The 17,039-nt window shown below is 61.5% G+C and carries 18 protein-coding genes; 9 read left to right on the top strand and 9 right to left on the bottom strand.

Features of this window, described 5'->3' with window-relative positions; translation table 11 throughout:
• Positions 1–178 precede the first annotated feature (178 nt).
• Positions 179–1,381, top strand: a complete 1,203-nt coding sequence (locus tag M1D99_RS08460; protein ID WP_434574660.1) for an MFS transporter — start codon at positions 179–181, stop codon at positions 1,379–1,381.
• Between the two features lie 60 nt (positions 1,382–1,441).
• Here the strand turns inward: M1D99_RS08460 and M1D99_RS08455 are convergent, their stop codons facing one another.
• From M1D99_RS08455 to M1D99_RS08440, 4 genes are all read right to left on the bottom strand, one after another.
• Positions 1,442–1,633, bottom strand: coding sequence for a PLDc N-terminal domain-containing protein (locus tag M1D99_RS08455; protein WP_003204476.1), 192 nt, complete (start codon positions 1,631–1,633; stop codon positions 1,442–1,444).
• Between the two features lie 71 nt (positions 1,634–1,704).
• On the bottom strand, positions 1,705–2,235 hold the full coding sequence (locus M1D99_RS08450) for a hypothetical protein (RefSeq protein WP_186730941.1): 531 nt from the start codon (positions 2,233–2,235) through the stop codon (positions 1,705–1,707).
• A 235-nt stretch (positions 2,236–2,470) separates the two neighbouring features.
• Positions 2,471–2,989 (bottom strand): ankyrin repeat domain-containing protein, encoded by a 519-nt coding sequence (locus tag M1D99_RS08445; RefSeq protein WP_186708178.1) that lies wholly within the window; start codon positions 2,987–2,989, stop codon positions 2,471–2,473.
• Positions 2,990–3,083: 94 nt separating this feature from the next.
• Positions 3,084–4,910, bottom strand: coding sequence for a long-chain-acyl-CoA synthetase (locus tag M1D99_RS08440; RefSeq protein ID WP_458131640.1), 1,827 nt, complete (start codon positions 4,908–4,910; stop codon positions 3,084–3,086).
• 356 nt (positions 4,911–5,266) lie between these two features.
• Between M1D99_RS08440 and M1D99_RS08435 the strand changes: the two genes are divergently transcribed.
• The gene (locus M1D99_RS08435) at positions 5,267–5,545 is read left to right on the top strand and encodes a DUF3509 domain-containing protein (protein WP_003204481.1); all 279 of its coding nucleotides are present in this window, start codon (positions 5,267–5,269) and stop codon (positions 5,543–5,545) included.
• 1,206 nt (positions 5,546–6,751) lie between these two features.
• Here M1D99_RS08435 and M1D99_RS08430 read toward each other — a convergent pair.
• The 3 genes from M1D99_RS08430 to aroC are packed head-to-tail and all read right to left on the bottom strand — an operon-like array spanning position 6,752 to position 9,603.
• Positions 6,752–7,297: a 1,2-dihydroxy-3-keto-5-methylthiopentene dioxygenase gene (locus tag M1D99_RS08430; RefSeq protein WP_434574655.1), complete on the bottom strand. Its 546-nt coding sequence runs from the start codon at positions 7,295–7,297 to the stop codon at positions 6,752–6,754.
• A gap of 34 nt (positions 7,298–7,331) precedes the next feature.
• Positions 7,332–8,477 carry an MFS transporter gene (locus tag M1D99_RS08425; RefSeq protein ID WP_434574654.1) on the bottom strand — a complete coding sequence of 382 codons (1,146 nt, stop codon included), beginning with the start codon at positions 8,475–8,477 and terminating at the stop codon, positions 7,332–7,334.
• A gap of 34 nt (positions 8,478–8,511) precedes the next feature.
• Complete coding sequence (aroC, locus tag M1D99_RS08420) at positions 8,512–9,603, bottom strand: chorismate synthase (RefSeq protein WP_186710070.1); 1,092 nt, start codon at positions 9,601–9,603, stop codon at positions 8,512–8,514.
• 143 nt (positions 9,604–9,746) lie between these two features.
• On the opposite strand from aroC, the gene M1D99_RS08415 reads away from it, so the two are divergent.
• Both M1D99_RS08415 and M1D99_RS08410 read left to right on the top strand, forming a co-directional pair.
• On the top strand, positions 9,747–10,712 hold the full coding sequence (locus tag M1D99_RS08415; RefSeq protein WP_434576381.1) for an alpha/beta hydrolase: 966 nt from the start codon (positions 9,747–9,749) through the stop codon (positions 10,710–10,712).
• 106 nt (positions 10,713–10,818) lie between these two features.
• Positions 10,819–11,607 (top strand): hypothetical protein, encoded by a 789-nt coding sequence (locus M1D99_RS08410; RefSeq protein ID WP_458131639.1) that lies wholly within the window; start codon positions 10,819–10,821, stop codon positions 11,605–11,607.
• 171 nt (positions 11,608–11,778) lie between these two features.
• On the opposite strand, the gene prmB is transcribed toward M1D99_RS08410, so the two are convergent.
• A complete protein-coding gene (prmB, locus tag M1D99_RS08405) occupies positions 11,779–12,687 on the bottom strand; it encodes a 50S ribosomal protein L3 N(5)-glutamine methyltransferase (protein WP_434574651.1) in 909 nt (302 codons plus the stop codon).
• A 254-nt stretch (positions 12,688–12,941) separates the two neighbouring features.
• Between prmB and M1D99_RS08400 the strand changes: the two genes are divergently transcribed.
• The 5 genes from M1D99_RS08400 (at position 12,942) to M1D99_RS08380 (ending at position 15,713) form a co-directional block, all read left to right on the top strand.
• Complete coding sequence (locus M1D99_RS08400) at positions 12,942–13,532, top strand: cysteine hydrolase family protein (protein ID WP_014339619.1); 591 nt, start codon at positions 12,942–12,944, stop codon at positions 13,530–13,532.
• A 130-nt stretch (positions 13,533–13,662) separates the two neighbouring features.
• Positions 13,663–13,983, top strand: coding sequence for a hypothetical protein (locus M1D99_RS08395; RefSeq protein WP_186710076.1), 321 nt, complete (start codon positions 13,663–13,665; stop codon positions 13,981–13,983).
• Positions 13,984–14,056: 73 nt separating this feature from the next.
• Positions 14,057–14,614 (top strand): Smr/MutS family protein, encoded by a 558-nt coding sequence (locus M1D99_RS08390; protein ID WP_025214971.1) that lies wholly within the window; start codon positions 14,057–14,059, stop codon positions 14,612–14,614.
• A gap of 77 nt (positions 14,615–14,691) precedes the next feature.
• Positions 14,692–15,237 (top strand): GTP cyclohydrolase I FolE, encoded by a 546-nt coding sequence (gene folE / locus M1D99_RS08385; protein WP_003204506.1) that lies wholly within the window; start codon positions 14,692–14,694, stop codon positions 15,235–15,237.
• A gap of 104 nt (positions 15,238–15,341) precedes the next feature.
• Positions 15,342–15,713, top strand: coding sequence for a glutathione S-transferase N-terminal domain-containing protein (locus M1D99_RS08380; RefSeq protein WP_186710078.1), 372 nt, complete (start codon positions 15,342–15,344; stop codon positions 15,711–15,713).
• 145 nt (positions 15,714–15,858) lie between these two features.
• Here the strand turns inward: M1D99_RS08380 and M1D99_RS08375 are convergent, their stop codons facing one another.
• Complete coding sequence (locus M1D99_RS08375; protein WP_458131638.1) at positions 15,859–17,025, bottom strand: aminotransferase-like domain-containing protein; 1,167 nt, start codon at positions 17,023–17,025, stop codon at positions 15,859–15,861.
• Between the last annotated feature and the right edge of the window lie 14 nt (positions 17,026–17,039).

Below are 17,039 nucleotides of genomic sequence, written 5' to 3'. Positions count from 1 at the left end.
ATCTGCTGTGCTGTTCCTGATCTGCTGTGCTGTGCCTGATCTGCTGTGCTGTGTCTAATCTGCTGTGCTGTGTCTACCATTAACCGCGGGCATGACAGCTATCAACCACAAGCCCTGTTCCAGAGCCCTGTAACGCTTTAGCCTCGCGCCATCTTTCCTGTTCACTGACGAGATTGCCATGAGTGCTCATCCCCCCACCACGCCCGGCAGCACCCTGACCCGTGGCATGGTCCTGCTCTTCGCCTTCTGCTGCGGCGCCATTGTCGCCAACATCTACTACGCCCAACCCATCATCGAACTGATCGCCCCTGACGTCGGCCTGAGCAGCACCCTGGCCAGTCTTATCGTTTCGCTGACCCAGATCGGTTATGCCCTGGGCCTGTTTTTCCTGGTGCCGCTGGGGGACTTGCTGGAGAACCGCCGGCTGATGATCCTCACCACGCTGGTGGCGATTGCCAGCCTGCTGGGGGCGGCCTTCACTGACCAGCCGAACGTGTTCCTGCTGGTCTCGCTGCTGGTGGGTTTCAGTTCGGTGTCGGTGCAAGTCCTGATTCCGCTGGCCGCGCACCTGACGCCAGAAGAATCCCGGGGACGGGTTGTCGGCGGGATCATGGGCGGCCTGCTGCTGGGCATCCTGCTGGCGCGGCCCATCTCCAGCGTCGTGGCCGATCACTTCGGCTGGCGCGCCATGTTCATCATCGCCGCCGCGTTGATGGCCGCGATCAGCATCGTCTTGGCGCTGACCGTGCCCAAGCGCCAGCCCGGCCATAGCGCCTCCTATGGCCAACTGCTGGGTTCGCTCGGCACCCTGCTGCGCCAACAGCCGCTGTTGCGGCAACGGGCGTTCTACCAAGCCTGCATGTTCGCCACGTTCAGCCTGTTCTGGACCGCCGTTCCGCTGGAGTTGTCCCGCAACCACGGCCTGTCCCAGACTGAAATCGCCCTGTTCGCCCTGGTCGGCGCCATCGGTGCCATCGCCGCGCCCATCGCCGGCCGCCTGGCCGATGCCGGCCATACCCGTAATGCCTCGCTGCTGGCGATGCTGTTCGCCAGCGTGAGTTTCCTGCCGGCGTTCATCCATCCGCTCTACAGCGTGATCGGCCTGGCGGTGACTGGCGTGGTCCTGGATTTCTGTGTGCAAATGAACATGGTCCTGGGCCAGCGCACCATTTACGCCCTCGATGCCAAGAGCCGCAGCCGGTTGAATGCGTTGTACATGACCAGCATCTTCGTCGGCGGCGCCTTCGGCTCATCGATTGCCAGTGCGGTGTACGAGCACGGCGGCTGGTTGTGGGTGGTCATCGTCGGCAGCGCCTTCCCGCTGTTGGCCTTGCTGCGCTTCCTGAGTGCCTCGAAGAAAGTTTCCCTGGCCACGGCCTGATTACCCAGGCACAAAAAATGCCCGGTCGCTCAAGGCGCCCGGGCATTTTTCATGGAGCATTCAAATCCGCACGTTGCCACGCGGCCCGGCAATCGCCCAGATGATCAGGCCCAGGACCGGCAGCAGCAGGATCAGCAGCACCCAGAGGATTTTCATCCCGGTTTCCGCGCCACTCTTGAGGACATTGATGATCGCCCAGATATCGAGCGCCAGGATAATCAGGCCGACCAGGCCGTTGAAGGTGGAACCCATGGTGTCGCTCCCAAATGGTGGTGTGCACCCTTAGGATAGCGGGCCTCCGGCAAGGGTTCCGTTTTATTGCCTCAGACGTGGACCGCGACCTTGAGGGCTTCCAGGGCCGGCGCGGCAGCGATACCGACTTCGGCACACAGCTCCAGCACCCGTGGCACGTCGTTGCCGTACACCAGCACCATCTGCAATTCATCGTCGAGCAACTGGCTGAAGTTCATCAGCACGTAGCCGCCATTTTCCTTGTTCAGGCTGCCCATCTGGATCTGGATGCGGTTGAGCGCGGTCAGGGCTTCGGTCTTCGCCAATTGCTTGGGCTTGAGGTTGAACGCCACACCGGGGCCGAACGAGGCGACGATCTGCTCGAACAGGTCCACGTAGGTGTCGGCCTGGAACAGCACGGTGTCCGGCAGGCTGCCCACCACCACCCATTCCCCCAGCGGGATCGGGAACGTGTCGTCGTAGTTGATATCGGGATTGGCCGCCAGGAAAGCCGTCGGGTCTGCGTAGGCCTGGGCCGCTTCAGCAGCGATTTTCTCGATGTCCGCCTCGCCGAGGCAGCCGGAGCTGATTTTACCGATGAGTTCGATGAGGGCGGCTTTCATGGGGTGAATCCTGTGGCGAAGGGTGTTTTGAGGGCGGGCAGGATAACGCATCGCACCGGTCGAGTCAGGAACCTGTGGCGAGAGAGCTTGCTCCCGCTCGGCTGCGAAGCAGTCGTAAATCCGCTGGGCAGGGTAAACCTGACAGGTTGCGGTGGCTGGATTTGGGGCTGCTGCGCAGCCCAGCGGGAGCAAGCTCCCTCGCCACAAAAAGCTATCGGAGTCTATGTTTAGTCGTTCAACCCAACAATTTTTCCAACTGCGCCGTGGTGTCCACCGCGCCCATGGTCCGCGCGGCATCGAGGGCCGAGACGCCGTTGGCGTCCTTGGCTTTCGGGTCGGCGCCTTTGCCGATCAGGTAGTCGACGATTTCCACCCGGTTGAACATCGCCGCCATCATCAAGGCGGTACGGCCATCGAAGGACGCGCCTTCCACCTGCGCGCCGCCATCCACCAGCGCCGCGACCACGGCCAGGTCGCCCTTGAACGCCGCGCCGGCAATCGGGCTCTGGCCGTTGTCGTTGCGGATTTCCGGATCGGCCTTGTGCTCCAGCAGCACTTTCACCGTTTCCACATGCCCGTGGTAAGCGGCCAGCATCAACAGGGTGTCACCCTTGTGGTTGCGCAGGTTGGGCGGCAGGCCCTTGCTCAACAGCGCGGCCATCATGGCGGCGTCGCCCTGGCGCGCGACGTTGAACACCTGCTCGGCAAACTCGGCAGCCTCTTCCGGGGTCATCTGGCGGCTTGTATCGGACATGGGGAACTCCACTCGGGTCTTCGCAAAGCGGCTAGTTTCCCGAGGGACCTGGGCGCTGTCATCCCTTTTTTCACTGTGCCCGTCATAGCCAGAATCAATAACGCAGTTGGCCGCCCTGGATCCGGGTCGCCAGTTGCCGGTCGACCCGCACGTACGTGTCGGTGCCGGGCAGCCAGGCATAGACCGGCTCATCGCCAGTGCCACACGGATCGAACCCTTCGGTCTTGAGGCGCGTCTTCTGGTACTTGAAGGTGCCGGTAGTATCCATTTTCACCTTGATGCGCAGGAACAGCGGCACGGCATATACGGGCAACTTGCAGTGCAAAAATTGCAGCAGCTCGCTGAAATCCAGGGTCGCCAGGGATTCGGACGGGGTGATCGCTGCCATGCCGGCGCGGCCATTGGTGCCATTGATCTCCACACCGTAAGCCACCGCCTCGGCCACCTGCGGGTGTTGCAGCAAGACGTTTTCGACTTCCGTGGTAGAGACGTTTTCGCCTTTCCAGCGATAGGTGTCGCCGAGGCGATCGACGAACTGCCCATGCCCGAAGCCGATGTTGCGCAGCAGGTCCCCGGTGTTGAAGTAACGGTCGCCCGGCACGAAGACATCCCGGCAGATGGTTTTTTCGGTCTTGGCGGGATCCGTGTAGCCGTCCAATGGTGCCTTCTCGTCGATCCGCGCCAGCAGCAGGCCCGGTTGGCCCCTGGGGACTTTTTGCATGCGCCCTTGCAGGTTGCGCAACGGCAAGCCGCTGGCTTGGTCGTACTGCACCAGCTCCCAGCCCATCAGGGAAAACCCGACGGTGTTGTCGAAATTCAGGATATTGGTGAACCCGATATTGCCGTCGCTGGCCGCATACAGCTCGCAGATGTGGTCGACGCCGAAGCGCGTCTTGAAGGTCGACCAGGCCCCGGGGCGCAGGCCGTTGCCGATCATTTTCTTCACACTGTGGTGGCGGTCATCGGCAGCGACAGGCTGGTCGATCAGGTAGCGGCACAACTCGCCGACATACCCCAGGGTGGTCGCCCGGTAGCGGCGTACGTCGCTCCAGAACTGGCTGGCGCTGAACTTGCGGCGAATCGCGAACCCCGATGCGCCACAGATCGCCGCGCCCCAACACACGCACAGGCCTGTGGCGTGGTACAGCGGCAAGGTGCAATAGACGACATCGTCGGGCTGCATGTCCAAGGCGATCAGGCCGAAGCTGGTGGAGGTGCGCATCCAGCGACCATGGCGAAAGACTCCGGCCTTGGGCAGCCCGGTAGTGCCCGAGGTGTAGAGATAAAAACATGGATCGTTGCAAAAAACCTGCTGGCTGCACGCCGGGTTATCGTCGGGGTAATCCGCACAATCAGCCATCAGGTCGACGAAGCCGGACGGAACATCGCCACTGTCCTGATCAGCTACCCACCAGGTCCTGCCGCTCGACAGCGCGGTGCGCGTTCGCACGTCGTTGAAGGCCGCGACCCGCTCGTCCCCGACCACCACCGCGACCGGGTTGACCAGGGCCAGGCTGTGCACCAGCGCATCGCCGGTTTGCGAGGTGTTGAGCATGGCACTGACCGCGCCAACCTTGGCCATCGCCAGCACGCTGATCAACAGCTGCGGCCGGTTCTCGATGAAGATCGCCACGCAATCGCCCTTGCCGATGCCTTGGGCCAACAGGTAATGGGCGATGCGATTGGCTTGCGCGTTGACCTGTGCATAACTCAACACCGTGTCGCCACACAGCAGTGCCGGGCCCTGGGGATTGCGTTGCGTGGCCTGTTCGAAACACCAGCCCAGGCCACAAGGCTGGGTCGGGTCCTGGACATTGGCCAGCTTCATGCCTTTGACGATGCGCGGGACGGCCCTGGCGATGGCAGGCAACTTGCGCAGCATCATGCCCCAGGTAATGGTGTCGTTGGGTGTACGACTCATGGTGATCTTCCCCGTTCGACCTCGTGGGTCTCGGTTCTTGTTATCGGGCTGGCGGTGATTTTGGCTCGAAAGTACGCTCGCACTTGCGGGGCTGTACACGCGGTTTTTGCAATGTTTTGTATCCGCTGCCCGAGACAGGCGAAGCGTGAGCGCCGGAAAACGATTTGGTTCCAAAAATCATTGCCGGACCACGCAAAATGCAGGATGCACGGTGGCCATTCATGCAAGATGCACGAAAGCAAAATCCAACGAAAAACGTAACCTGTTGTTTTTAAAGTGTTTATTTAAAAATTAGATACTGGCACAGACAGTGCAACCACCCCTCCACGGTTTGCCACACCATGGAGCAGTCAACTATGAACATGATTCAAGAAAAGTTTGCGTCCCTGTTTTCCAACTACGAAGTGACCACTCAGCCCCGCCCGGATGGCGGCATTCTGCTGACCTTGCGCAATAGCGACGGCAAGCTGTTCAAGCGCACGATTTCCTATGCTCAGTTACATGCGGGGGACCAGTTGTCCTGGGCGATCAGCGCGATCCGTCGCGACCTGGCTGAACAGGCCAGCGAGTTGCCACAGATCACCTTGCTGCAGAGCCAGCATCGGTTTGCGCTGCCGACTTACCATAGCGCTTGAGTCTGCTGGTCAATTTGCTTTGCTGTTTACTTGGAAACGGCGCTTTTTCAGAGATGAGAAGCGTCGTTTTTTTGCGCCTTCTTTTGAGGGCAATTGATCGGTGTGTATATCCGTTTCTGCGGTAACGGCCACTTATGACTGATGGGGACCGCGTTCCTCCTGTGGGAGCGGGCTTGCTCGCGAAGGCGGTGGGCCCGTTTGCAGTGATGTTGGATGTGCCGGCCTCATCGCGAGCAAGCTCGCTCCCACAGGGGATCTTGGGTGTTCATGAGTCTTGTGTTCACCGCAGATCCATTGTGGGAGCGAGCTTGCTCGCGAAAGCGGTGTGTCAGTTGACGGTGATGTTGGTGGGCCGGCCTCTTCGCGAGCAAGCTCGCTCCCACAGGGGATCTTGGGTGTTCATGAGTCTTGTGTTCACCGCAGACCCATTGTGGGAGCGAGCTTGCTCGCGAAGGCGGTGGATCAGTTTGCGGTGATGTTGGATGTACCGGCCTCTTCGCGAGCAGGCTCGCTCCCCACAGGGGATCTTGGGTGTTCATGAGTCTTGTGTTCACCGCAGATCCATTGTGGGAGCGAGCCTGCTCGCGAAGGCGGTGGGTCAGTTCGCCGTGATGTTGGATGGTGCCGGCCTCTTCGCGAGCAGGCTCGCTCCCACAGGGGATCTTGGGTGTTCATGAGTCTTGTGCTCACCGCAGATCCATTGTGGGAGCGGGCTTGCTCGCGAAGGCGGTGGATCAGTTTGCGGTGATGTTGGATGTGCCGGCCTCTTCGCGAGCAGGGGATCTTGGGTGTTCATGAGTCTTGTGTTCACCGCAGATCCATTGTGGGAGCGGGCATGCTCGCGAAGGCGGTGGGCCAGTTTGCCGTGATGTTGGATGTGCCGGCCTCTTCGCGAGCAGGCTCGCTCCCACAGGGGATCTTGGGTGTTCATGAGTCTTGTGTTCACCGCAGATCCATTGTGGGAGCGAGCCGCTCGCGAAGGCGGTGGGTCAGTTTGCGGTGATGTTGGATGTGCCGGCCTCTTCGCGAGCAAGCTCGCTCCCACAGGGGATCTTGGGTGTTCATGAGTCTTGTGCTCACCGCAGATCCATTGTGGGAGCGAGCCTGCTCGCGAAGGCGGTGGGTCAGTTTGCGGTGATGTTGGATGTGCCGGCCTCATCGCCGTTACCGCAGCAATGGATATACACACAAACCCAAAGAACGCGGTCAATCCTCCAAACGAGGAAACCGCCGAGCAATATCATTTCCAGTAAGCTCAGCAACCGACCCCTGCAAATCACCAGACAACCGAATCGAAACGAAATACGGCCGCTCCCCCCCATCAAACCAATGCGGCATACCAGCAGGCACCGTGATCAAATCGTTCCTTTCACACAATACAGCGAAGACATAATCGCCAATGTGCAGGTTAAACAACCCTCGACCACTGACGAAAAACCGTACCTCGTCCTGGCTATGGCGATACTCATCAAGCCACTCAGCCTGCGGCTCGGCCTGTTCCGAGTGATCGTTTCTAACGCTAACCACATCGACCGCAACATACCCCCGCTCGGTCATCACCCCATCGATCTGAACCTGGTAAGCCGCAATGATCTCCTCCTCACTGGCACCCGACTGGATTTTCACCGCCGCTTCCCAACGATCAAAGCGAACACCTTGCTCAGCCAACGTCGCGGCAATGTCCTCGAAGTGGGTCAACACCTTGTTCGGAATCTCAGGGCTCGAAACGTGATAGACGGACAGGCTACTCATGACAAAGGCTCCAGCAAATTAACGGTTCGAAGGCTCATGGCCGGTCCTCTTGCATACGTGTCGCAATGATAACGGCTGCCGCAAAGGCCGCGAGGCTGGCGAGGCTGAACGTCCAACTGGCGCCCAGGGCATTCCAACTGTAGCCGGAATACAACGCGCCCAAGGCCCCGCCCGTGCCGGCCAGCGCCGCATACAGCGCCTGCCCCTGGCCTTGCTGGCGAGGGCCGAAGCTGCGTTGCACGAAATGGATGGCGGCGGCGTGAAAGCTGCCGAAGGTCGCCGCGTGCAACACCTGGGCAAACAACAATACCCAGAGAAATTCGGCCAGCGAACCCAGCAACAACCAGCGCAACGCCGCCAGCAGGAAACTCGCCAGCAGTACCCGGCGCACGGAAAACCGCGCCAGGATCCGGCTCATCAGCAGGAAGACCAACACCTCTGCCACCACGCCGACCGCCCAGAGCAGGCCGATCAAACCGCGGCTGTAGCTCAGGCGTTCGAGGTGCAACGTCAGGAAGGTGTAATACGGCCCGTGACTCACCTGCATCAGGCCCACACAGGTGTAGAACGCCAGTACGCCAGGGTTGCGCAGTTGCCGCAGGAAGCCCTCCCCCGCGACTCGCGGCCCCTGCAATGGCTGGGCATTGGGCACCCAGAAACTGGCGAGGACGATGCCGGCCATGATCAACACCAGGGCCAGCGGGTAGATGTCCAGGCTCAGCCATTCGAACAGGCGACCCAGTACGACCACAGTGATGATGAAACCGATGGAGCCCCACAGGCGGATCTGGCTGTAGCGCGAGGCCTGCCCGCTCAGATGGGCCAAGGTAATGACTTCGAACTGCGGCAACACCGCGTGCCAGAAAAATGCGTGTAACGCCATGACCATCGCCAGCCAGGCGTAGCTTTTGTCGATGAAGATCAGCGAGAAGGCCAACAGCGTGCAGATCGCGCCAAACCGCACGATTGCCAGGCGTCGGCCGGTGTAATCCCCCAGCCAACCCCAGATGTTCGGCGCCACGCAACGCATCAGCATGGGGATGGCCACCAGCTCGCCGATGCGCGCCGCGTTGAACCCCAGGTGATCGAAATACAGCGCCAGGAACGGCGCCGTCGAACCGAGCAGCGCGAAATAGAACAGATAGAAGCTGGAAAGCCGCCAGTACGGCAGTGCCGCCACGGTCGTCAGGCCACGGCGGCTGGCAGGCCGACCATCAAAGCTGCCCCAGCACCGGGGTGCTGACGCGCACGTCGGCGTTCTGGCCGCGATGACGCAGCAGGTGATCCATCAGCACGATGGCCATCATCGCCTCGGCGATGGGCGTGGCACGAATGCCGACACATGGGTCGTGACGGCCCTTGGTGATCACATCGACCGGGTTGCCATGGATGTCGATGGAGCGCCCCGGCGTGGTGATGCTGGACGTCGGCTTCAAGGCCAGGTGCGCCACGATCGGCTGGCCCGAGGAAATGCCGCCGAGGATGCCACCGGCATTATTGCTGAGGAAACCCTCAGGCGTCAGTTCGTCACGGTGCTCGGTGCCACGCTGGGCGACGCAGGCAAAACCGGCGCCGATTTCCACGCCTTTCACCGCGTTGATGCTCATCAGCGCATGAGCCAGCTCGGCGTCGAGGCGGTCGAAGATCGGCTCGCCAAGGCCCGGCATCACGCCTTCGGCGACCACGGTGATCTTTGCGCCGACCGAGTCCTGGTCCCGGCGCAGTTGGTCCATGTAGGCCTCGAGTTCTGGCACCTTGTCCGGATCGGGACAGAAAAAGGCGTTCTGCTCCACCGAGTCCCAGGTCTTGAACGGGATTTCGATGGGGCCCAACTGGCTCATGTAACCACGGATGACGATGCCCTGGCTGGCCAGGTACTTCTTGGCAATCGCCCCGGCCGCCACGCGCATGGCGGTTTCCCGGGCCGAGCTGCGACCGCCGCCACGGTAGTCGCGCTCACCGTATTTGTGGTGGTAGGTGTAGTCGGCGTGGGCCGGGCGGAACAGGTCCTTGATGGCCGAGTAGTCCTTGGACTTCTGGTCGGTGTTGCGGATCAGCAGGCCGATGGCACAGCCGGTGGTGCGTCCTTCGAACACGCCGGAGAGGATTTCGACTTCATCGGCTTCCTGGCGCTGGGTGGTGTGGCGGCTGGTGCCGGGCTTGCGGCGGTCCAGGTCACGCTGCAGGTCGTCCAGGGAAATCTCCAGGCCCGGCGGGCAGCCGTCGACAATGGCGACCAACGCCGGGCCATGGCTTTCGCCCGCGGTGGTGACAGTGAACAGCTTGCCGTAGGTATTGCCGGACATGCAGGGTGCTCCGTGAAAAACGCTGAGAGACTCAACCTTGGATTCGTAGTGGGCGCCAGTATACGCAGGCTCCCCGCGTAGTTCATCCTCGAACCTTATCGGCGGCCACCAGTCCAACCGGCACCTTCGCAACTAATGGCGTGATGATGTTAAAGCTGCTAGCCCTAAGCCTTACCTTGTTCACCGGCCTGTTTTCCTGCCTGGCCCAGGCCACGGTGCTGCAACGCCCGATCAGCCTCGACACCGGCAATGGCGAACTATTCGGCTCATTGTTGCTGCCCAAGTCCGACACGCCCGTGCCGGTTGTCCTGATCATTTCCGGATCCGGTCCTACAGACCGCGACGGTAACAACCCCGAGGGCGGGCGCAACGACAGCCTCAAGCGCCTGGCCTGGGTCCTGGCCAGGCACAACATTGCCAGCGTGCGCTATGACAAACGCGGCGTGGCCGCCAGCCTCGCAGCGACGCCGGACGAGCGCAACCTGAGCGTCGAGGCCTATGTCGCCGATACCGTGGCCTGGAGCCGCAAGCTCGCCGCCGACCCACGCCTGGGCCCGTTGATCCTGCTGGGCCACAGCGAAGGCGCGTTGATCGCCAGCCTCGCCGCGCCCCAGGCCAACGCGGCGGCGGTCATTTCCCTGTCCGGCAGTGCCCGGCCAATCGACCAGGTACTGCGCCAACAATTGAGCAACCGCCTGCCACCGCCGCTGATGTTGCGCAGCAATGAGCTGCTCGACAACCTCAAGGCCGGTCGACTCGACGACAACGTGCCGACGCAACTGCAGGTGATTTTCCGCCCCAGCGTACAACCCTACCTGATCTCATTGTTCCGCCAGGACCCGGCCCGGGCCTTCGCCGCGTTGAAGATGCCGGCCTTGATCATCCAGGGCAGCAACGACATCCAGGTCAGCGTCGATGATGCCCGGCAGTTGAAAGCCGCCAAGCCCGACGCCGAACTGGCGCTGATCGAGGGCATGAATCACGTGATGCGCATCGTGTCCAACGACGTGAAACGGCAACTGGCCTCCTATAAGGACCCCAACTTGCCCCTGGCGGCCGAACTCGGTGCGCGGATTCTGCGTTTTATTGACTCGTTAGCCGCGCGTTAGGCGGTTTTAGTCGATTTAATTTCAGTAATGGCAAAATTGGCCGATAACCCGGTGTCGGATAGCGCAATGGCTACCGACCCGCCGGCCTGGACAGGATTTTGCCGTTATGACTGAAACTCAAGCTTTCCCCGACACCGCTGCCGAAGCCCCCGCCTCGTCCGTGGCTGAGCTGCCGTGGGCCGACGTACATACCGAGCATCACAAAATGCTCCGGCTGGCGCCGCTCAAAACCGACCGCGCCACCGGTGTTCGGCCGTTGCGGTTTGTCGAGTTCAGCTATGTCGAGCGCCACAGCAAGGAACGCAGCTTGCTGCGCATGACCCTCCAGCTGCCGAACCAGCGGGTGCGCAAGGAACAGAATCATCTGGACGTCTGGGCCGATCACGTCGAGAAACGCCTGACTTTTTCCCCGGACAACCTGCAAGTCGAGCCGTTGAACCGTGGCATCGGCCGTTTCCTCGCGGCCCAGGGTATTACCTGGGCCAAGAAGCGCTGGTCGGCCTATCAGGTAGACGGCACCGACCTGGATAACAAGGACGCCCTGAACGAAGACACGCGCCTGCGCCGCGATCGCTTCCTCAAGGCCCAGGGTTTCGAGGTGGCCTACGCCGACGCCCAGCACCTCAAGGGTAGTATCAAGTCGGCCCAGGTTGGCGATTTGGTCGGTGACTGGAACACCGAGAAGCTGCAGTTCGTGACCATCCTCGAAGCTGCGCAGATGCTGCAACAAGCCGAGCAGAACCTGGCGGAACAGGAAGTCAAACTCAAGCAGCAGGAAGAGAAGGTCACCAAGTTCAAGCGCGAAGACACCGGCTTGCGCTTCACCATCACCTGCCTGGTGGCCTTCGCCATGTTTCAGGCGGGGTTGCTGATCTGGATTGCGACGCGGCACTGATCCCAACGTTGAATGAGATGACCACATCCAATCCCGTGGCGAGGGAGCTTGCTCCCGCTCGGCTGCGCAGCAGTCGTAAATCTGGCAAATACCATTTTGAGCCATTAAAGCGGGGGCTGCTTCGCAGCCCAGCGGGAGCAAGCTCCCTCGCCACAAAAGCGGTCACAGAGATCAAACCCGCGAAGCAAACAACGCCTGGTGCTGGCGGCACTGCTCGGCGCTGAGCATGAACACGCCATGCCCGCCGCGCTCGAAGTCGAGCCAGGCGAAATCGACTTCCGGGTACAACGCCTCGACGTGCACCTGGCTGTTGCCCACCTCGACAATCAACAGCCCCTTCTCGGTCAGATGATCGGCCGCCTCGGCCAGCATCCGCCGAACCAGGTCCAGGCCGTCATCGCCACAGGCCAGGCCCAATTCCGGCTCGTGCTGGTATTCCTGGGGCATATCGGCGAAATCTTCCGCATCGACGTAGGGCGGGTTCGACACGATCAGGTCGAAACGTTGCCCTGGCAACCCTTCAAAACCATCACCCTGGACGGTGAACACGCGCTCATCGACACCGTGGCGCTCGATGTTCTGGTTGGCCACTTCCAGCGCTTCGAACGACAGGTCGGCCAGCACCACTTCGGCTTCCGGGAATTCATAGGCACAGGCGATGCCGATGCAGCCGGAACCGGTGCACAGATCGAGAATCCGTGCCGGCGCCTGGCCCAACCAAGGCTCAAAACGCTTTTCGATCAGCTCACCGATGGGCGAGCGCGGAATGAGCACGCGCTCATCAACAATAAACGACATCCCGCAGAACCAGGCCTCACCCAACAGGTAGGCCGTCGGAATGCGCTCGGCAATGCGTCGGCGCAGCAGACGCTGCACATGGACCAGTTCTTCGTCTTCAAGACGGCAGTCCAGGTAGCTGTCGGCGATTTCCCACGGCAGATGCAACGCGCCCAACACCAGTTGCCTGGCTTCGTCCCACGCATTGTCGGTGCCATGGCCGAAAAACAGATCCTCTCCATGGAAACGGCTGACGGCCCAACGGATATGGTCGCGCAGGGTACGGAGACGGGAAGTGATCACGGCGGCAAACTCCAGAAAAATCGACGGGCGAGTCTACCAGTCAAACGCGGCGTCACCCAAACGCGCCCCGATGACGAACGAAAAGCGCCGGACCAACCGTAGGAATCATCCGTTTTTTGCATCGCCTATTGAACGAGACGAGCATCTTGACAAGGCTGTAGGCCAGCAACGGCGGCCCTTGCGATGGAAGCGATTCACAGAACCGCTCAGCCAGAGGAGAATGTCGCAAAAGCCCCACTCGAAGGAGCCCCAGAATGTCCGTTCCAAAAACGATGTTTCAACTCAGCGGCCGTGGTTATGCAGCGGCCAACCTGAGTCAAGCGACCTTGATCATCATCGATGCCCAGAAAGAATACCTCGCCGGGCCCCTGGCCCTGAGCGGCATGGATGCAGCCGTCGCGAACATCAAGCAATTGCTCGGCGCGGCCCGCGCAGCCGGTCGCCCGATCGTGCATGTGCGCCACCTGGGCACCCATGGCGGGCTGTTCGATCCACAAGGTGAACGCGGGGAGTTCATCCCCGGCCTCGAACCCCAGGGCGACGAAACCGTGGTCGAAAAGCTGCTGCCCAGCGCCTTCCACGGCACCGAGCTGAAAAAACGCCTGGAAGACTTCGGCCCCCTGGACCTGATCGTGTGCGGGTTCATGAGCCATTCCAGCGTCAGCACCACCGTGCGCGCCGCCAAGAACCTGGGCTTTCGCTGCACCCTGGTGGAAGACGCCTGCGCCACGCGCGACCTGCCGTACAAGGGCGGCGTCCTCAGCGCCGAGCACGTGCAGCAGACCGAAATGGCGATCATGGCCGACAACTTCGCCACCCTGGCCCTGACCCGCGACTTCATCTGATGCGCCTTGATGAGCGGCCACTCCCGCCGCTCATCCGCAAAAGCCTCTCATTTGCCGCAATTGCCTTACCTTCAGGAACAACCCGAATATCTTCCGGTCGAAGGGCCGATACCCATTGAGGAAGGTCGGAATGAAGTTATCCGATGGTTTTGACGCACGTCGCTTGCGGCCCAAGGGCCCAAGCAACTGGCGGTTTCGTTTCGGCGCGGCGATCGCCGCGCTGCTGGCAACACTCGGTGTACTGCTGGCCATGGCCGGTGCCGCCAGCCTGCTGGGCCGCCCTCCCGCACTGGGCGAGTTGAATGCCACCCCAATGGGTTCGACGATCATCCTGGCAGTCGGGCTTTTCGTACTGTTGCTGGGCGTCTGGCTCTGGCGCCGCTGCCGCCGTCGCGCCCGCCAATCCCTGGAGCTGGCCATGGCTCCGCACCTGATGAAAAAGCACGACTGACTCGCCACCCGACGTTTTGTCGCGCCGGATCCCGCCAGAGTTGGGTAAACTGGCCGGCTTCGCGGAGGCTGACATGCAAGACGACGACTTTTCCCTGTTCAAAAGTGCGATCCAGGGCGTAAAACCGATCAAACACGACCGTGCCGAGACCGGCAAGCCCAAGGCCGATCGCGCGCAAATCGCCAAGCTGCGCCAGGCCGCCACCGTGCGCACCGACGCCACCACCGTGGACGGCTTGTCCGATCAGTTCGTGATCGACGTCGGGCCGGAAGACGAGTTGATGTGGGCCCGCGACGGTGTCCAGGAAAGCCAGATGCGCAAGCTGAAGGTCGGCCAAATCCCCTTCGAAGGCAGCCTCGACCTGCACGGCATGACCGTCGAAAAGGCCCGGGAAACCCTTTGGGCGTTCCTGGCCGAAGCCACCAAGTTCGAAATCCGCTGCGTGCGCGTCACCCATGGCAAAGCCGTGCGCCTGGACGGCAAGCGGCCAATGATCAAGAGCCACGTCAACACCTGGCTGCGCCAGCACCCGCAAGTGCTGGGCTTCACCTCCTGCCAGGCAAAACACGGCGGCGCCGGGGCGGTCTACGTGATGCTCAAGCGCACCATGATGGAAGGCCGCGACGAATAGCCCTCGCTTGCCGAGCTTGCAGCGCCGTGTCCGCCACCGTACCCTTGCCCTTTGCGTAAAATCCCACAGGTAGTTTCATGTCTCTGGAACAGAATTACACCGCGATTCTCGGCCAACTGGGCGAGGACGTTTCCCGCGAGGGCCTGCTCGACACGCCCAAGCGCGCTGCCAAGGCCATGCAGTACCTCTGCCGCGGTTATGAACAGACCCTGGAAGAAGTCACCAACGGTGCCTTGTTCAGCTCCGATAACAGCGAGATGGTGCTGGTCAAGGACATCGAGTTGTACTCGTTGTGCGAGCATCACTTGTTGCCTTTCATCGGCAAGGCCCACGTGGCCTACATCCCGAGCGGCAAGGTACTGGGGCTGTCGAAGGTCGCGCGTATCGTCGACATGTACGCCCGTCGCCTGCAGATCCAGGAAAACCTCAGCCGCCAGATCGCCGACGCGGTCCAGCAAGTGACCGGCGCCCTGGGCGTGGCGGTGGTGATCGAGGCCAAGCACATGTGCATGATGATGCGCGGTGTGGAAAAGCAGAATTCCTCGATGATCACTTCGGTGATGCTCGGCGAGTTCCGTGAAAACGCCGCCACTCGCAGCGAATTCCTCAGCCTTATCAAGTAACGCGTCGCAAGAAGAAAACCGGCATTGATCGCCGGTTTTTTTTCGCCCGTGAAAAATCAGGTAAGCTGCGCGCCCTCTTCTTCCCTGCCGCGAGGCTGAATACCGTGATCGTCAAAGCGCTTCGAGTTGGCTTGGGCCAGCTCATCATTTTCATCGACTTCATCACCCGCCCTGGCAAGAAACAGCGCCCGGCCGAGGCCCAGGCGCAGGTCGACCAGGCCGCTCGCAGCCTGACGCTGTATCAATTCCATGCCTGCCCGTTCTGCGTAAAGACTCGCCGTACCCTGCGTCGCCTCAACGTACCGGTGGCCCTGCGCGATGCGAAAAACAACGAGCAGGATCGTCAGACGCTGCTGGAGCAAGGGGGCAGGATCAAAGTGCCGTGCCTGCGCATTGAAGAGAATGGCGAGACCACCTGGATGTATGAGTCCAAGGTGATCATTGATTATTTGGATAAGCGGTTTTCTGCGGCCTGATAGTTTTATGGTGTGGCGACTGGCCTCATCGCGAGCAAGCTCGGCTCCCACAGGGGGACTTGGTGAACGCTGGATTTGTATTCACCACTGTCCTCTGTGGGAGCCGAGCTTGCTCGCGATGGGGCCAGCCCAGTCACCACATGAATCAGGCTGCTTTCACAGCCAACGCCTCCCGCACCACCCCCGCCAGCCGCTTGAGCCCTTCATCCAGCCGCGCCGGGTCAATGTGGCTGAAGTTCAAGCGCAAGTGCCCCGGATGCTGGTCCGGCTCAGGAAAGAACGGCTCTCCCGGCATGAATGCCACGTCGGCCGCCAGGGCGGCGGCGAGCAAGGTGCGGGTGTCCAGCGGTTGCCTGAGGGTCAGCCAGAAAAACAACCCGCCCTGGGGCACGTTCCAATCCGCGATATCAGCGAAATGCGTTTGCAACGCCGCCTGGAACCGATCACGACGGTCCCGATAGAAATCCCTCAACTCACTCAAATGGCTGCGGTACTGCTCGGTGCCGATCCATTGCAGCGCCTGCCACTGGCCGATGCGATTGGTGTGCAGGTCCGCCGATTGCTTGAGCCGCAGCAGATGCGGGAACAGATCCGGACTGGCGATCAAGTAGCCCACCCTTAGCCCCGGCAACAGGGTTTTCGACACGGTGCCGGTGTAGATCCAGCTGGCCTTCTTCAAGCGACTGACAATCGGCGTGGCACTGCCGCCATCGAAGGTCAGCTCGCGATAAGGTTCGTCCTCGATCAGGGTGACGCCAAACTCGTCCAGCAGCGCCGCCACCGCATCGCGCTTGGTCTCGCTGTAGCGCACCGCCGACGGGTTCTGGAAAGTCGGGATCAAGTAGATAAACGCTGGGCGATGCTGCTCCAGCCGGGCCCGCAACTGCTGCAGGTCCGGGCCGTCGGCCTCCAGGGGAACGGTGATGCAGTCGGCGCCGAACAGCTGGAAAATCTGCAACGCCGCCAGATAGGTCGGCGCTTCGAGCATCACTTCGGTGCCCACGTCGATGTGCAGCTTGGCCGCCAAATCGAGGGTTTGCTGGGAGCCGCTGACCACCAGCACCTGGCTCGCCTCACAGGCCACGCCCAGCGCCCGCGCCTGGGCTGCCAGGGCCTCACGCAGGGCCGGTTCGCCTTCGCTCATGCCGTACTGGCCCATGGACAATGGCATGGCCGCCCATTCCACTTTCGGCAGCATGGCTTCGGCCGGCAGGCCGCCAGCGAACGACATCACCTCAGGACGCTGCGCCGCCGCGAGGATTTCTCGAATCAAAGAACTTTTGAGGCGCGAGACACGTTCGGAAAAAGCCATGGGTCACCTGTAGC

This window comes from Pseudomonas sp. R3-41, assembly GCF_054161485.1.
The sequence above is the reverse complement of the archived record's forward strand: the minus strand, read 5'-3'. Positions and strand labels throughout refer to the sequence as shown.

Excerpts from the sequence above, each read along its gene's own strand:
- M1D99_RS08410 (WP_458131639.1), top strand. The coding sequence starts at position 10,819 with ATGACTGAAACTCAAGCTTTCCCCGACACCGCTGCCGAAGCCCCCGCC.
- M1D99_RS08375 (WP_458131638.1), bottom strand. The coding sequence starts at position 17,025 with ATGGCTTTTTCCGAACGTGTCTCGCGCCTCAAAAGTTCTTTGATTCGA.
- M1D99_RS08450 (WP_186730941.1), bottom strand. The coding sequence starts at position 2,235 with ATGAAAGCCGCCCTCATCGAACTCATCGGTAAAATCAGCTCCGGCTGC.
- M1D99_RS08435 (WP_003204481.1), top strand. The coding sequence starts at position 5,267 with ATGAACATGATTCAAGAAAAGTTTGCGTCCCTGTTTTCCAACTACGAA.
- M1D99_RS08460 (WP_434574660.1), top strand. The coding sequence starts at position 179 with ATGAGTGCTCATCCCCCCACCACGCCCGGCAGCACCCTGACCCGTGGC.
- M1D99_RS08445 (WP_186708178.1), bottom strand. The coding sequence starts at position 2,989 with ATGTCCGATACAAGCCGCCAGATGACCCCGGAAGAGGCTGCCGAGTTT.
- M1D99_RS08430 (WP_434574655.1), bottom strand. The coding sequence starts at position 7,297 with ATGAGTAGCCTGTCCGTCTATCACGTTTCGAGCCCTGAGATTCCGAAC.
- M1D99_RS08455 (WP_003204476.1), bottom strand. The coding sequence starts at position 1,633 with ATGGGTTCCACCTTCAACGGCCTGGTCGGCCTGATTATCCTGGCGCTC.
- folE (WP_003204506.1), top strand. The coding sequence starts at position 14,692 with ATGTCTCTGGAACAGAATTACACCGCGATTCTCGGCCAACTGGGCGAG.
- M1D99_RS08440 (WP_458131640.1), bottom strand. The coding sequence starts at position 4,910 with ATGAGTCGTACACCCAACGACACCATTACCTGGGGCATGATGCTGCGC.
- M1D99_RS08390 (WP_025214971.1), top strand. The coding sequence starts at position 14,057 with ATGCAAGACGACGACTTTTCCCTGTTCAAAAGTGCGATCCAGGGCGTA.
- M1D99_RS08415 (WP_434576381.1), top strand. The coding sequence starts at position 9,747 with ATGATGTTAAAGCTGCTAGCCCTAAGCCTTACCTTGTTCACCGGCCTG.
- aroC (WP_186710070.1), bottom strand. The coding sequence starts at position 9,603 with ATGTCCGGCAATACCTACGGCAAGCTGTTCACTGTCACCACCGCGGGC.
- M1D99_RS08400 (WP_014339619.1), top strand. The coding sequence starts at position 12,942 with ATGTCCGTTCCAAAAACGATGTTTCAACTCAGCGGCCGTGGTTATGCA.
- M1D99_RS08395 (WP_186710076.1), top strand. The coding sequence starts at position 13,663 with ATGAAGTTATCCGATGGTTTTGACGCACGTCGCTTGCGGCCCAAGGGC.